Source organism: Pedobacter sp. 01N416, assembly GCF_056399685.1.
This window is the reverse complement of sequence record NZ_JBFTRT010000062.1, coordinates 1-16,242: the sequence shown is the minus strand read 5'-3', so window position 1 is coordinate 16,242 and position 16,242 is coordinate 1. Positions and strand designations below refer to the sequence as shown.

General features: G+C 38.3%; 10 protein-coding genes and 1 pseudogene. 10 read left to right on the top strand and 1 reads right to left on the bottom strand.

Features of this window, described 5'->3' with window-relative positions:
* Nucleotides 1–2,068, top strand: a 2,068-nt coding sequence (locus AC1DND_RS05590; protein WP_477579782.1) for a M56 family metallopeptidase, incomplete at its 5' end; no start/stop codon positions are given.
* Complete coding sequence (locus AC1DND_RS05585) at nt 2,069–4,444, top strand: outer membrane beta-barrel protein (RefSeq protein ID WP_477579781.1); 2,376 nt, start codon at nt 2,069–2,071, stop codon at nt 4,442–4,444.
* A 243-nt stretch (nt 4,445–4,687) separates the two neighbouring features.
* Here the strand turns inward: AC1DND_RS05585 and AC1DND_RS05580 are convergent, their stop codons facing one another.
* Complete coding sequence (locus AC1DND_RS05580; protein WP_477579779.1) at nt 4,688–5,818, bottom strand: BamA/TamA family outer membrane protein; 1,131 nt, start codon at nt 5,816–5,818, stop codon at nt 4,688–4,690.
* Nucleotides 5,819–6,639: 821 nt separating this feature from the next.
* Between AC1DND_RS05580 and AC1DND_RS05575 the strand changes: the two genes are divergently transcribed.
* The 8 genes and pseudogenes from AC1DND_RS05575 to AC1DND_RS05540 all read left to right on the top strand — a co-directional run.
* Nucleotides 6,640–7,620, top strand: a complete 981-nt coding sequence (locus tag AC1DND_RS05575) for a deoxyhypusine synthase family protein (RefSeq protein WP_477579777.1) — start codon at nt 6,640–6,642, stop codon at nt 7,618–7,620.
* Nucleotides 7,621–7,875: 255 nt separating this feature from the next.
* On the top strand, nt 7,876–9,168 hold the full coding sequence (locus AC1DND_RS05570) for a c-type cytochrome (protein WP_477579775.1): 1,293 nt from the start codon (nt 7,876–7,878) through the stop codon (nt 9,166–9,168).
* A 48-nt stretch (nt 9,169–9,216) separates the two neighbouring features.
* On the top strand, nt 9,217–12,249 hold the full coding sequence (locus tag AC1DND_RS05565; RefSeq protein WP_477579773.1) for a TAT-variant-translocated molybdopterin oxidoreductase: 3,033 nt from the start codon (nt 9,217–9,219) through the stop codon (nt 12,247–12,249).
* A gap of 26 nt (nt 12,250–12,275) precedes the next feature.
* On the top strand, nt 12,276–13,490 hold the full coding sequence (nrfD, locus tag AC1DND_RS05560; protein ID WP_477579771.1) for an NrfD/PsrC family molybdoenzyme membrane anchor subunit: 1,215 nt from the start codon (nt 12,276–12,278) through the stop codon (nt 13,488–13,490).
* Between the two features lie 2 nt (nt 13,491–13,492).
* Nucleotides 13,493–14,029, top strand: a complete 537-nt coding sequence (locus AC1DND_RS05555) for a DUF3341 domain-containing protein (protein ID WP_029275887.1) — start codon at nt 13,493–13,495, stop codon at nt 14,027–14,029.
* Complete coding sequence (locus AC1DND_RS05550; RefSeq protein ID WP_057931704.1) at nt 14,001–14,606, top strand: c-type cytochrome; 606 nt, start codon at nt 14,001–14,003, stop codon at nt 14,604–14,606. The genes AC1DND_RS05555 and AC1DND_RS05550 overlap by 29 nt, the downstream gene beginning before the upstream one ends.
* Before the next feature lie 15 nt (nt 14,607–14,621).
* Nucleotides 14,622–15,845, top strand: coding sequence for a quinol:cytochrome C oxidoreductase (locus tag AC1DND_RS05545; protein ID WP_477579768.1), 1,224 nt, complete (start codon nt 14,622–14,624; stop codon nt 15,843–15,845).
* Nucleotides 15,846–15,914: 69 nt separating this feature from the next.
* Nucleotides 15,915–16,242, top strand: a pseudogene (locus tag AC1DND_RS05540) (cytochrome c oxidase subunit II); the annotation flags it as partial.

Sequence of the window (16,242 nt, the reverse complement as noted above, 5' to 3'; positions counted from 1 at the left end):
CTTTTATTTGCTGGCTACACTATTGCTTAGTTTTATTATTCCGGCTTTGCAGTTCGAAGTTAAGCGAGAAATAACAATAGTGGAAACTGAGGTTCCGGTTAATATACCTGAAATAAAACCCCTAACTCAAGCACCTGTTCAGCTCATTCAGCCCATTGTGGTGAAGTACCAGCCAGGGGTAGTGCATAAAATCGACTGGATGGCGGTGATGTATTACGTTTATGGTATTACAACTTCACTTTTACTGTTGGTTTGCCTGTGGCGTTTGTTCAGCTTGCTTAAGCATACCAATAGGTACACTAAAAATGGCGATGGCCTAAAGCTGATTACCAAAACAGAAGGTTTTACCAATTGCTCTTTTTTTAACTATGTTTTTATAAATGATGAAGATTTAAGTACAGCCGATTTATCGATTTTGCTCAAACACGAACAGGTTCATGCCAGGCAATACCATTCGATAGATAAAATTGTTTTAATGGTTTTTAAAGCCGTTTTGTGGTTTAATCCTGTTGTTTACTTATATGATAAAGCTTTAGAGCAGATACATGAATATGAGGCAGATGAAATCACTTCTACAGATTTTGGCAATCAGGAATACGCCAACCTCCTGTTAAAATTGACGATCAGCAAAAGTGATGTACCGCTGATCCACAATTTTGTGAAGAGCCCGATTAAAGACCGGATTAAAATGTTGTTCCACRCTAAATCTAAAAACATGAAGAAATTAATGTATTTATTAGCAATACCTGTTGTCATGGGACTGATCTGGTTATTTGCTGTTCAGGTGGTATACGCGCAAAATAAAAAGGAGGAGAGTAAACCTTCAAAAGATTTTTATAAGGGAACTTTGAAGGGAAAAGTGCTGAAAATTGGAAAAACTTCAGTGGGTGGCTATACATTCGATTTATTATCAGAAGGGAAAGTCTATGCGGTAGAAGCCACTGGCTTTAAAGAAAAAATTAAGATTGGCGATGGACTTATAGCCTACATATCGGGTAGGATTGCGAATATGAAGAGAATGAATAAAAGTGGTAAAGTTATCGCAGAAACAGATGGACCAATCTATAATCCGACAAAAGTAACAACCTTAACGGGAAAATTAATTTACGAACCAAAAATAGACAAGCATGCTTTTTTATATGAAGCCAATAAAGCACGTTTTGCTTCCTCTAAAATTAAATCAATTCAAAAAGGTGCCAATGGTAAGATTGAAAAGATTGTTTTGAATGATGGGTTTTTTACCATCAACCTAAACCTTAAAACACAGAACATAAAGGATGACAATTTTAAAGCTGGCGATAAGGTACTGGTTAAATTTATTGGAGAAAAGTTGATTTCAAAAAATACTTATAATACAGATAAAATGATTGTGCTGTATTCTGAACCTAAAAAATATACGATCAAAAATGAAGCGCTTTATAACCGGTTTTATCTTAGCGATGGCAAACAGAAGGTTGCTGCGATGAAAAATGATACAACAAAAGTTGGCGGACCAGTTGAGCCTAAAATCATTTCATTCAAAAAAATAATCGGTGATGTGAAGCATAAAGTTTCTTACATGGAAAATGCGGTTATCGATATTGTGAACTGTAGATTAGAAGCCGAATACGTAGAATTGGATCAACTTAATGGTAAAATGATCGCCAAAAATGCAGTATTAAAAGCCAAAGAAGGTGGATCTGCAACTGCTAAAATAATTGTATTTAATTTGAAAGACGGAAGCTATAGGGCTGAAAATGGAGAGGGTAAGGTTGGATTGAATATACATGATGCTGCGCATGAGAAGGATTTTTTAACAAAGTTGAATGACAAAGTAGAATATGTTGCCAAGGATTCTGTTAAAATGAGTAAGGATAGATCTATCGTATCTCTATTTGGAAATGCAAGGTTGTTCTATAACAAGATAAAGTTGTCAGGTTCTAAAATTGTTTACAATAAAAAAGATAATACAGTGCTTGTTAACGACGCCACCATGACCTCGGGCGATACTAAAGTGAGGGCTGATAGCTTATTTTTTGATATAAAAACAAAAAAAGCCAAATTATACGGTACTGATTTAAACCGTTAGATGTTCCGGTCTATTTTCTTTTTTATTGCTGTTTTTTGTGGCTTCTCTTCCCGGGCACAGTTTAACCTTTCGGGCAAGGTAACGGATAAGGAGTTTAAAACTTTACCCTTTGTTACGGTTAAGATTTCAGCACCTCAAAATAAAGTATTTTATACCCAAACCGATAGTTTAGGCACTTACCAATTCAAATTACCATCGGGGAAATATTCGGTTGTTTTTTCTGCAATCAATTTTAAAGCTGTAAACCAGTCATTTGCCTTAACAGAAGATACTGTAATTAATATTCAACTTCAGGAAAACCCAAACAGGCTTACTGATGTCCAGATCAATGCTAGAAAAGCTTTAATAGAAAAACAGATCGACAGGACCATTTTTAATGTAGAGAATAGCATTTCTGCTGTCGGAACCGATGCATTGGAATTACTTTCGAAAGTGCCTGGCGTGCGGGTTTTGAATGATAGGGTTTCATTGGTGGGCAGGGGTAGTATTAACATTATGATTAACGATAAACTGGTGCCCTTATCGGATGATGAACTGGCGAATTATTTAAAATCAATTCCATCAGGCGTCATTGCCAAGATTGAAGTGATTACCAATCCGCCGGCAAAATATGATGCCCAGGGAAATAATGGCTTGATTAATATTGTATTGAAGAAAGTTACTGCCGAAGGCTTTAGAGGGTCGGTTAATACTGTTTTTTCACAAGCTACTCATCCAACGGCATCAGGAGGTGGGAATTTGAGTTTTCGGAAAAATAAAATTACGCTCTCCTCAAATTTCAATATCAGAAAAGGATCTCTTGTGCCGTTTGAACAAAGTGACGTTTTTTATCCTACACAGAGCTGGAATATTGTAAATAAAGACCGGAATTTTAGAACGGTACCCAGCGGACAGATCGGAATTGATTATCAGGTCTCCCCAAAAACAGTATTGGGTTTATCATATAACGGTGGTTTAACCAACTTCCATTCCGAAGAAAATGTTAAAACCACTGTTTATAGCAAAACAGGTAATTTAGATTCGGTGTTGAATTCTGATGCCAATGCCAAAATCAGGTCTCATTATCATTCGGCCAATATTTATTTAAAACAGGCCTTGGATTCAGCAGGGAAAGAATTGACCATTAACGGCGATTGGTTTAAATACAATGATGATAAAAACAGGCTTTTTAACAATACAAGTTATTCCCAAAATGGAGCGATTATTCCGAATTCTTTTGTCGAATACCTATCAACCAGCAAACAAAATATAGATTTATATACCTTAAAAGTCGATGTAGACTTGCCCTATAAAACCTTTAAGTTATCCTTCGGTACAAAACTGAGCTTTATCAATAACCAGAGTGATCTTGCATTTTACAAAGCCCGTAATGCAATTTACGAATTAGATCTGGGCCAAACCAACCTTTTCAACTATCAGGAAAATACACAGGCCCTCTATGTCAATTATAATAAAACCATAAGGAGTTGGGATTTTCAAGCTGGGCTGCGTGGAGAATATACGCAGATTGATGGCATATCCGTTAATGAACAAAATCGAAATGAGTATTTCCGTCTTTTCCCTACATTTTACATCGCTTATCGTGCAAATGATAAAAGTACTTTTGCGCTTAATTATGGCCGTCGGATCAACCGACCTGCTTACCGTAAACTAAATCCCTTCCGTTGGTACAGCAACCAATATGCTTATACAGAAGGAAACCCTTTTTTGCAACCATCTTATAACGACAACATTGAAATTTCGCATACTTACAATAATGTTTTCACCACGAGACTATCTTTTAGTCATACCACAAACGGCTTTAATGATGTAAATTTTATTGATGCTGGCACTAATATTCAGGCAGCCAAACCTGTTAACTTTATTACAGGGTATCATTATCAGTTCAGCAATGCAGTTACTTTTAATGTGTTGAAATGGTTGGAAAGTATCAATCAGGTTGATGTTTTTTATAATACATCAAATTCCAATATCACGCAAACCCTAAGTAACCTGAATGGATTTGGTGCTTATTTTTCTACATTAAATCAGTTTGTTTTTAACCCATCGAAAACTATTTTAGGCGAGGCGAATTTCTGGTGCCAATTCCCCGCAGTTGATGGCTTGAACAAAAATAAAAGCCAATACAACCTCGATCTGGGTATAAAAACGTTATTATTTAACAAAAAGATACAATTGGCCATTACCGCTACCGATGTTTTAAAAACCAACCAATACCGTTTTAAGAGTTTGATCAATAATATCAGTCAGGAGTACAATAACTATTACGATAACCGCCAACTCAAGATTGCCTTCCGTTATAATTTTGGCAATGAAAAAATTAAACAGCAGGATAGGAAGCCGGGGAACGAAGAGGAGCGGAAGAGGAGTAATTAGGGATGTAGGAGAAAAGGTGCTGGCAAATCGTCATTCCCAACTTGATTGGGAATCGTAATGCCTTAGTAGGGTTTGTAGCTTGCATTAAGATTCCCGCCTGCGCGGGAAAGACGACCATTCGTTGTAATCTGTCATTGGTAACTTGGTTAAAGATCTTTCGACTACGCTMAGGATCACAAAACGAGTAGGTCAACTAATGAACAGGATCATATTACGAAGCCCTCCATCTTGCACACCTTTCGACTAAAACGCTTCTGCTAAACTGATGTAAAACCCGGCCTGGCGTTTTTCATTTGGTAATTTTTCGCCTATTCCATAATCTACCCGAACACTCAAGCCTTTTGCCGGATCGAAAAAGTAGCGACCGCCAAAACCAAAGTTTGGTTTTAGCCCATCGCCGTTAAACTGACCGTTTGCGAATACTTTACCTGTACCCGCAAAAGCTACAATGCCAAAACGGTTCATAAAACGGTAGCGGACTTCGGCTTGTGCCGCCATCAGGTTTTCGTCGCGGTAGCGGCCACTATAGTAACCGCGCATCATCTGGTCGTTGCCTAACTGTTGTAACAGGTAAAATGGGGTGCTTTTGCTTTGGATGGTATAAAAAATGCCCTGTACCCCTAAAACTACTTTTGGTGCCAGACTAAAGAAACCACGGAGATCTAGCTTAATCTGTGAGCCATTAAAACTTTCTCCGCCAAAAAAATCGGGTGCGTATTGATAGGTTGCCCTACCAAAAAAGCCTTTTGTTGGATAATTATTGCTGTTCCGTGTATCGTAACTTTGCGATGCACCGATCCAGGCTACAGATCCACCATCTTTATCCAAAATCTGTGGGTTGGTGGTAAAAATGCCTCCGGCTTCCTTGTCGATAAAATGGTAATTCTCAAAACCTAGCGAAACACCTGTATAAGCCTTCGGTAAGGTGTTCATTTCCGCATCGAAAAGTGTTTTAAATACCCGTTGGTCTAGTTTATCTTCATTTGCCTTTATTGCATTGTTGCCAATACCATAAAAATTAAATGGCTGGTTTTTGAAACGGATATCACCGATAAAATGATATTTATTTCCTTTCGTCCAGGCATCGCCTTTAAGCATAAAATTAGCTGTCTTTTTGGTAGAATAGGTTGTGTTCAAGGCGAAGTTGGAACTGCGGTTCAACGTATCTTTACGGTCTATGTAAAATGAATAAATGGCACCAACACCAAATTCAAACCCTGTTTCCTGACTATAACCAAAAGCTGGTAGAGGTAAAAAGCTTGCTTTACGGGTAGTATCTTTTTCGTTTGAGAGCATCTTTTTGATCAGTTTCATCTGTCCAAACGAACTTCCTGAAATGAGCGCAAGTAAAATAATTAGATAATATTTTTTCATTGCCACAAAGAAAAGGAAATTTAGTTATAGTTCATTCGTTCATTGGTCATTTGTTCATTGGTGACCGCAAACTGCCAATTATTGGTTAATCGGTTAATTGTTTAAAATGGTTAACTGGTCGCGGATATCTTGTAATTAATGTTACTTCAAGTGCTTTTCAAAAAAAGATCCTTCGACTACGCTCAGGATGACAATCGCGAGGGAAATCGGTTAATTGTTCAGTTAACCAATTTGGAGAGAATTCTTCTATTAGCGGTTATTTTATTGTTTTTTTGAAAGCAGATACAGTAGCATTTAGGGGCGAACAGTCCCGCCCCCGCTTCTGCTCCAATGAAACCTGTGAAACAAGCAAGCGCACAATAAAAAACAAAACAGACAAGTTCTTAAATTGGGAGCATCCCGCTACGGTCGGGTTTAGGTGGCGTGGCTTGCCGTACTATTTGGGGTTGCGAGAAGTCATACAGATCTGTGTTTTGTAGCTATGGGTTGGGACAAACTTTAATAATTGTAAGATTTAGGCCACCTAAACCGGATTATAGGGAAAAGCCCACAGGTGAGGTATCCCGATTCATCGGGACGGACTTGTACCGGAAAGCCGGACTACCTTTAATAGGGGCTAAGCAACTGCTTTTCAAAAAAGATCCTTCGACTACGCTCAGGATGACAATCGCGAGGGAAATGCGCTTTATGATTTTAACCGACTTTGGACTGAAAACTATGGACTTGGGACTAATTTAACGCTAAACGCCATGCCCCAAGCGTAAAACGCTTTTACCTTTCGGCCTAAATACCTATTTTTGCGGCAAACAATACAAAACGAAATGAGCAATACAAGAGGACCAATATCTCAGTTTATGGAGCGTAATTACCTCCATTTTAATGCTGCGGCAATGATGGATGCGGCTAAAGGATACGAAATGCATTTAGATGAAGGTGGTAAAATGATGATCACACTTGCTGGTGCAATGAGTACTGCAGAATTGGGAATTTCACTTGCAGAAATGATCCGCCAGGATAAAGTGGCTATTATTTCTTGTACTGGTGCAAACCTTGAAGAAGATATTATGAACCTGGTAGCACATTCACATTATAAACGTGTACCAAACTATCGCGATTTAAGTCCGCAGGATGAATGGGACCTTTTAGAAAACCATTACAACCGTGTTACCGATACCTGTATCCCTGAAGAAGAGGCTTTCCGCCGTTTACAAAAACACATCCAAAAAATCTGGATGGATGCCGAAGCTGCAGGTGAGCGTTATTTTCCGCATGAATTTATGTATAAAATGCTTTTAAGCGGAGATTTAGAACAATACTATGAAATTGATCCTAAAAATTCATGGATGCTTGCTGCGGCTGAAAAGAATTTGCCAATTGTAGTTCCGGGATGGGAAGATTCTACCATGGGAAACATTTTTGCATCGTATGTGATGAAAAAAGAACTTACCGCAACTACTGTAAAAGGTGGTATTGAATATATGGGTTGGTTGGCCGACTGGTATATTGCAAACAGCGGAGGCAAAGGAATTGGTTTCTTCCAGATTGGTGGCGGTATAGCCGGCGATTTTCCTATTTGTGTAGTGCCAATGCTTTATCAGGATATGGAAATGGAAAATATTCCTTTCTGGAGTTATTTCTGCCAGATTTCAGATTCGACCACTTCTTATGGCTCATATTCTGGTGCTGTACCGAACGAAAAGATTACCTGGGGTAAATTAGATATCCACACCCCAAAATTTATTGTAGAAAGTGACGCAACAATTGTAGCACCGTTAATGTTTGCCTGGATATTAAAACAATAATCATTAAAAATAAATAAACCAAATTGGTTTCTAGTATGCCCATTGAAGATAACATATCAAAAATGGGCATTTTTATTGCCTGAATGGCTTGAAATGACATTTGTTTAGAATGATTATAAATTGTATTTCCAGTCACTATTATGTCATGGGATTTATTAATAAGTTATACTTTTGTTCAAGTTTTGGTGGGGCTACCCCTAGTTCAGCATCAATTTCACAACAAAAAGTAAATTAAATAAGTATAAAGTGTTCATTATGAGAGATATCTCGATGATTTTAAAAAGCGTTTGGAAGTCGTTATTCGTATTTTCAGCAATTTCCGTAATAGCGGTTTCTACCGTAAATGCGCAGGATGCTAAAGAAGGAAGAACGCTTTTCAAAGCAAAATGTTCTTCGTGCCATGCGTTAGATCACAAAGTTATTGGTCCGGCATTAGAAGGAGTAAGCGATCGTCACCCTGAAGCGTTCCTGTTAAAATGGATTCCGAACAAYGCGGCTATGATTGCTGCCGGAGATCCTGCAGCTGTTAAATTGTTTAACGATAACGGTAAAGTAGCAATGACTACCTTCCCTGAGTTAGATGATGCAAAAGTAAAAGATATCTTAGCGTACATTAAAGAAGGCGAGCCAAAAGCCGCTACTCCGGCAGGTGGTGTTGCAGTAAAAGACGAATCTACTTCAGGTTTATCAATTGCAGGTATTGTGGCTATCGTTGTATTGGCGATTGTTATTTTAGTAATCTTAGGCCGTGCTTCTAAATTGTTAGAACGCCTGATTTTACAAAAACAAGGTATCGAGATTGAAGAAGATGTGCCATTAAAGGTAGGTGTGCGCAAGATGTTCAAAAACAAGAAATTTGTAATGTTCTTTATCTTGTGTTTAATCATCTGTTTAGGTTCATTCGGTTGGATGGGCATGTGGAATACTGGTGTTCATACCGGTTACCAACCAGTTCAGCCAATTAAATTCTCTCACGAGTTGCACGCGGGTATCAATCAGATCGATTGTCAGTATTGCCACAATGGAGCATTTAAATCTAAAAATGCAACTATTCCATCATTAAACGTTTGTATGAACTGCCATAAAGCTGTTCAGGCGAGAGATAAATATGATGGTGAGATTTCTCCTGAGATCAAAAAAATCTACAATGCTTTAGGTTACGATCCTGAAACACAGAAATATGATGAAGGTAAAGCTAAACCAATGGAGTGGGTACGTGTACACAACCTTCCTGATTTTGCTTACTTCAATCACTCTCAACACGTAGTTGTTGCAGAAGATGCAATCCGTAAAGCAAAAGGATTACAACCAACAGAACCTGTATGTTTCGCTTGTCACGGTCCTGTTAATACAATGGAAGAAATTTACCAATATTCTCCATTAACCATGAAATGGTGTATTAACTGCCATAAGGAAACAGATATTTCTGGTCAGAAAAATAATGCTTTCTACGCTAAGGTTATCGAAGCGCACGAGAAGATTAAAAAAGGCGAGAAAATTACACCAGCGTTATTGGGTGGTTTAGAGTGTGGTAAATGCCACTATTAATAGATAGAGTTTAGTAAGAACGTTCGAATAAACAGTAATATAGCTTAAATGGAAAGCAACAAAAAATACTGGAAAGGCTTAGAGGAGTATAACAATACACCCGATTTTGTTAAGAATAGCAAAAACGAATTCGCCGAGCCACTTCCAATAGAAGATGTTTTAAATGAAGCAGGGTTAAGTACCGTTACCCCACGCCGCGACTTTTTAAAGGCGTTAGGTTTTGGTTTAGGTGCCGTTACATTAGCTGCCTGCCAAAGTACACCGTTAAAAAAATCTATCCCTTATTTGGTAAAACCTGAAGAGGTTACTCCAGGTATTCCTAACTATTATACGTCTAGCTTTAATGGCCAGAGTATTTTGGTTAAAACAAGGGAAGGTCGGCCGATTAAAATTGAACCAAATCTAAATGCGGGTCAATTTAACTGCGGTACGGATGCGAGAGCGCAAGCTTCGGTTTTAGATTTATATGATGTATCTAAACTAAAAGCGCCAGCTTTAGTAAAAGATGGAAAAGTTGAAGAAACTACCTGGGCAAAAATCGACAGCTTTGTAAAAGGCGAGTTGGCAAAAGCACAGGCGGGTGGAAAGAAAATCCGTGTTGTAGCATCAACCGTAAACAGCCCATCAACTAATGCAGTTATTGCGCAGTTTATTGCAAAATATCCTGCTGCTAAATTGGTTCAGTACGATGCGGTTTCTTATACTGGTATTATCCAGGCTAACCAAAACAGTTTCGGTAAAGCAGTTTTACCTAAATACAACTTTGATAAGGCCGATTTAATTGTAAGTTTCAGTGCCGATTTCTTAGGTACCTGGATTAGCGGAGAAGAGTTTACTGCTCAGTATACTGCTAACCGTAACTACAAATCGTTAGAAAATAAAAAAATGAGCCGCCACATTCAGTTCGAAAGTGGAATGAGCTTAACAGGTACCAATGCAGATACCCGTGTTCCGGTTAAATTATCGGAAGAAGGACCTGCTTTAATTGCCTTATACAATGCAATTACCGGTAGTGCTTTACCTGGCGGAACGTTAGGTAACAACACCACTGCCGATAAAGTAATTAAATTGGTAGCTAAAGAATTAGTACAAGCTAAAGGTAAAGGCCTTGTAGTTTGTGGTTCGAACGATGTTTCTACTCAGATTTTAGTAAATGCCATTAACGCCGCTATCGGAAGTTATGGTACTACTATCGATTTGGATAACCCTTGTTATTTATATGCAGGTAACGATGCCGAATTCAATGGCTTAGTTGCTGAAATGAACCGCGGCGAAGTTGGTGCTGTTTTATTCTTAAACAGTAACCCAGTTTACGATGCTGCAAATGCCAAAGCATTTACTGATGCATTAGCTAAGGTTCCTGCTAAAATTTCATTCTCTGATCGTGCTGATGAAACTGCAACCGCTTGTGATGCCATTGCAATTAACCATAACTATTTAGAATCATGGGGTGATGCAAACGCTTACGAAGGATATTATTCTATCGTTCAGCCAACTATCAACCCTGTTTTCAATAGCCGCCAGGCTGAAGAAAGTTTATTAACCTGGGCTGATGCTCCGGTTAAAGATTACTATCAGTTTGTACGCAGCAACTGGGAAGCTAAAATGTTACCAGCTGTTGGTTTGAAATGGGAAGAAGTTTTAGAAAAAGGAGTGGTTACTGCAACAGCAAAAACCGCTGGAGTATATTCATTCACACAATCTTTAGCACAAGTTGCTACTTCAATTGCGAATAGCAGCAAAGCTTTAGCTAAAGAAGTAGAATTACAGGTTTACGAAAGCATCCCGATGCGTGATGGTAAAAATGCAAACAACGCATTCTTACAAGAGTTACCTGATCCGGTTTCTAAAGTAACCTGGGATAACTATGTTGCACTTGCACCTAAGTTTGCCGAGAAATTAAAGGTTAAAGAATTTGATGTTGTAACGGTTAAAGCGAGCAACGGATATTCAGTAGATCTTCCGGTATTGATCCAGCCAGGGCAAGCACAAGGAACTGCATCTATCGCATTAGGTTATGGCCGTACCAAAGTTGGTAAAGCTGGTAACGATGTGGGTAAAAATGCTTTCCCTTTTGTTTCTTTTGTAAATGGAACTTTCCAATATGCTACTTCGGTAACCATTACCCCAACAGGCGGTTATTACGAATTGGCTCAAACACAAACTCACCACTCTTTCGAGGGCCGAGCAGTGATTAAAGAAGCTACTTTTGCGGCGTACTTAAAAAATCCTGGAGCTGGTAACGAAAAAGGCGAGCATAAAGATTACGATCTTTGGGATCAATACGAAAAACCAGGTAACAACTGGGTTATGGCAATCGATTTGAATGCTTGTACAGGTTGTGGTTCTTGTATTGTTGCCTGTAACGTAGAAAACAACATTCCTGTTGTAGGCCGTGATGAGGTTCGCCGTCGTCGTGAAATGCACTGGATCCGTATCGATCGTTATTATAGCTACGAAACTGCAGCTGGTGATGTAACCAGAGAGAAAGAAATTGCTAAGTTAGAAGACTTAGATCATGTTTCTGTGGTTCACCAGCCAATGTTATGCCAACACTGTGATCATGCACCTTGCGAAACAGTTTGTCCGGTATTGGCAACTGTACACTCAAGTGATGGTTTAAACCACATGGCTTATAACCGTTGCGTAGGTACACGTTACTGTGCGAATAACTGTCCGTATAAAGTACGTCGTTTCAACTGGTTTAACTACTGGAACGATTCACGTTTCGATAACTATTTAAATAACGAGTTTACCCAATTAGTTTTAAACCCTGATGTAACTACACGTTCGAGAGGGGTAATGGAAAAATGCTCTATGTGTATTCAACGTATACAAGGTGGCAAATTACAAGCTAAACTGGAGAAACGTCCATTAAAAGATGGCGATATTAAAATGGCTTGTCAGGAAGCTTGTTCAGCAAATGCGATTGTATTTGGTGATGCAAATGATCCAAATTCAGAGGTTTCAAAAGCATTACGTTCTGAGCGTATCTACTACGTATTAGAAGAGATCAATGTGAAACCGGGTATCGGATACATGACAAAAATTAGAAACACAGATACAACAGTACAAGCGTAAGCTTTAGTATAAAGAAAATACAAATTATGTCAGGACATAACGAATCAATACTTAGAGAACCATTAATTACCGGAGATAACATCACGTATGCAAAAATTACGGATGATATTTTAGGCCCGGTAGAAAACAAGCCAAATAAAGCTTGGTGGATTGGTTTTACCTTTGCTTCATTAGGCGCTTTACTTTGGGTGGTTGCAGTGAGACCTTTACCAAACCAGTTCGGGTCACTTTGGGTAAACTTTAACTCACCATTGGTATGGGATATGTTTRCAATCTCTACTTACTTCTCGGTATCATTATTATTCTGGTACACGGGTTTATTACCAGATATTGCTACCATCCGCGACCGTGCAGTAGGCACACGTAGAAAAATCTATTCTATCTTCTCTTTTGGATGGAGTGGAAGTGTTAAAACATGGCAGCGTTTCGAAGCGGTGTCGTTAATCTTAGCAGGTATTTCCACACCACTTGTACTTTCGGTACACACGATTGTATCAATGGACTTTGCAACATCGGTAATTCCAGGATGGCACACCACGATCTTCCCTCCATATTTCGTAGCAGGGGCGATCTTCTCAGGTTTTGCGATGGTATTAACCTTATTATTGGTTGCACGTAAAGTATTAGGCTTAGAGAACTACATCACCATGTTCCACATCGAGTCGATGAATAAAATCATCATCTTAACCGGATCTATCGTAGGTGTGGCTTATTTAACAGAGTTTTTCATCGCCTGGTATTCGGGTTCTGAATATGAGCAATATGCTTTCATTAACAGATCTACTGGTCCTTACTGGTGGGCATACTGGATGATGATGACTTGTAACGTAATCTCACCACAACTATTATGGTTCAAGAAAATCCGTTTAAGCATCCGTGCTACCTGGATCTTATCTATCGTAGTAAACATCGGTATGTGGTTTGAGCGTTTCGTAATTATTGTTACTTCATTACACCGCGATTATATTCCATCAAGTTGGGCGATGTTTTATCCAACATGGGTTGATATCAGTGTATTCGTAGGTTCAATTGGTTTGTTCTTTACTTTATTCTTATTATTCTTAAGAGTATTACCATCAATCGCTATAGCAGAGGTTAAATTATTATTAAAAACTGCAAGTGAGCAAGCCAAAATGAAACAGATTAAAGAAGGGCATGAGAATAAAGAATACGTTGCAGAATACGTAGAGTCTTTAGAAAAATTTGATAGTGTTAAACAAGAAGATTACGCAAAAATATAACAATGAGTGATATCAAATATATTTTAGGCAGTTTTGGCGATCCTGACGAAATGATGCACGGCATCGAAAAGCTTCAGGAAAATAACATCAGCATTCATGATGTATATACACCGATGCCTATACACGGAATAGAAGCCAAATTAGGAATTAAAAGATCTAGAATCGATATCGCGGCATTTTGCTTTGGTATTACCGGTACTTGCTGTGCATTCGCTTTGATTTATTTCTGCGCAGTAATCGATTGGAGAGTAAACATAGGTGGTAAACCATCATTTGCATTACCGGATTTTATTCCGATAATGTTCGAGCTTACAGTATTATTCTGTGCTTTCGGTATGGTGTTAACTTATTATGCATCTACTCACTTATTTCCGGGAAGAGCACCAAGAGTGATGGATTTACGTGCTACTGATGATCGTTTTGTTATTGCAGTTGATGCAAAAGACAATGTAGAACATACTGTAATTGATGGATTATTAAAAGATGCAGGTGCTTTAGAAATAAAGTATAATGAAAGGAAGTACATTAGCTATGAATAAGAATAAATTTGTTTACACGGCGTTTTTAGCTATCGCTTTTGCAGCTACCTTTTCTGCTTGTAAAGATAAACGCAGTACTGGCTTAGAATATGCCAGAAACATGTATGATCCGATTGCTTACAATCCAGATCAACCAAACAAAAATTTTAAAGATGGTAAAACAGCTCAGTTGCCACCTGCACATACTAAACCAGTAGGTTTTACTGAATATGATGAGTATCCCAATACAAAAGAAGGATATGAAGCAGCAGGTGTGAGTATGGTTAACCCTTTACCAGTAGATACAGTTAATTTAGCTCAGGGTAAACACTTATTTACCGTTTTCTGTAGCCCTTGCCACGGAGAAAAAGGCGATGGACAAGGACACTTAGTTAAAATTGAGAAATTTAGTGGTGTACCTGCTTATCAAACAGGCGCATCGTCTAGAGGTGGTAACATGGTTGATCTTACTGCAGGTAAAATTTACCACACCATTACATACGGTGTAAATAACATGGGCTCGCATGCTTCGCAAATCTCACCAACAGATCGTTGGAAAGTGGTGATGTATGTTCAACAATTACAAAAAGGACAATAGTAAAGCAGAATATAAATGGGAACTCACAATATTAATTTTAGTGAACAGTTTGAGTTTACAGGTAAAGTAAAAACCTTAAGCATTGTTGGTATCGTTATCGGTATTGCGGCTGTATTGTTCGGTTTCTTAGCCGGCGATAAAGTAATGCACGAGCGTACTTTTGCTAACCTGTTGCTTATGGCATATTACTTTGCATGCGTTTGTATGTCGGGTACATTTTTCCTGGCTGTTCAATATGTAGCTCAAGCAGGTTGGTCTGCATCAATTTTACGTGTACCACAAGCTATGGCAAAAACATTGCCTATTGCAGCTGTAATACTTGTTGTAGTAATTTCGGCAGGTTTATATACACATAATCTATATCACCACTGGCATGCTGATGGATTAACTGATCCAAACAGCCCTAACTACGATTCTTTGATCGCTGGTAAGTCGGTGTTCTTAAATGTACCTTTTTTCTTAGGCCGCCAAGTGGTGTTCTTGGGTATATATAGTATATTTTCGATCATGTTTGTTAAGTTTTCTTACAATGAAGATTTAGCAGGTGGTTTAAATTCTTACAGAAAAAGCTTTAAAAATGCTTGTATCTTCTTGGTAATTTACGGTTTTACAACGCCAATTTTTGCTTTCGATACTGTAATGTCATTAGAGGCGCACTGGTTCTCAACCATGTTCGGTTGGTATAACTTCGCCGCTATGTGGGTAAGCAGTTTAGCTACTATCGCCATTATCCTTATCTTATTAAGAAGAGCTGGTTATATGCAATGGGTTAACAATAGCCACTTACACAATTTAGGTCAGTTTATTTTCGGTTTCTCTATCTTCTGGACTTACGTATGGTTTGCTCAATTCTTATTGATCTACTATGCAAACATGCCTGAAGAGACTGTATATTTCTACAAACGCTTTGAATATTACAAGTTCTGGTYTTTCTTAAACCTGGCCATGAACTTCTTAGCGCCAGTATTATTATTAATGGACAGAGATAACAAAAGAACAGATGCAAAATTATTGTTCGTTTCTATTGTGGTACTTTTAGGTCACTGGGTAGATTACTACCAAATGATTATGCCAGGAGCGGTAGAAGAAGGACATAATGGTTTTGGGATCATTGAAATTGGTACTGCAATAGGTTTCGTAGGATTGTTTACCTTTACGGTTTTAACATCATTAAGCAAAAAACCGTTAATTGCAAAGAACCACCCATTATTACAAGAAAGTTTGCATCATCAACTGTAGTGGTGATAGGATAAAGCAAATATTTAATTATTATTATAATTAGCAGTACAGCGTACTACTTTTAAGAAAATGAGTTTAAGAAAGTTTATAACGAATAAAACGACCGCAGCTTTAGCAGTATTGATTACTGTTTTTGCAAACACTAGCGTATTTGCGCAAGATGCAGCAGCAGGTGCTGCCGCGGCACCGAAAGTTGATATGGGTGAGGTTTATAAATCGGTAATATTTTATATTCTGGTTTTCCTTGCCGTATGCTTATTCATTGCAATTATTGGTAAAGCAATAAGAGTATATGAATTAAGCCGCGAAGCACAAGGTAAATCTGTTGGCATTAACTGGAACAGGGTACACGCAAGTTTATTTGCGCTGTTCTTGGTGTTAGGTTTATATGGTGTAT

Excerpts from the sequence above, each read along its gene's own strand:
- AC1DND_RS05565 (WP_477579773.1), top strand. The coding sequence starts at position 9,217 with ATGGAAAGCAACAAAAAATACTGGAAAGGCTTAGAGGAGTATAACAAT.
- AC1DND_RS05575 (WP_477579777.1), top strand. The coding sequence starts at position 6,640 with ATGAGCAATACAAGAGGACCAATATCTCAGTTTATGGAGCGTAATTAC.
- AC1DND_RS05555 (WP_029275887.1), top strand. The coding sequence starts at position 13,493 with ATGAGTGATATCAAATATATTTTAGGCAGTTTTGGCGATCCTGACGAA.
- AC1DND_RS05550 (WP_057931704.1), top strand. The coding sequence starts at position 14,001 with ATGAAAGGAAGTACATTAGCTATGAATAAGAATAAATTTGTTTACACG.
- AC1DND_RS05585 (WP_477579781.1), top strand. The coding sequence starts at position 2,069 with ATGTTCCGGTCTATTTTCTTTTTTATTGCTGTTTTTTGTGGCTTCTCT.
- AC1DND_RS05580 (WP_477579779.1), bottom strand. The coding sequence starts at position 5,818 with ATGAAAAAATATTATCTAATTATTTTACTTGCGCTCATTTCAGGAAGT.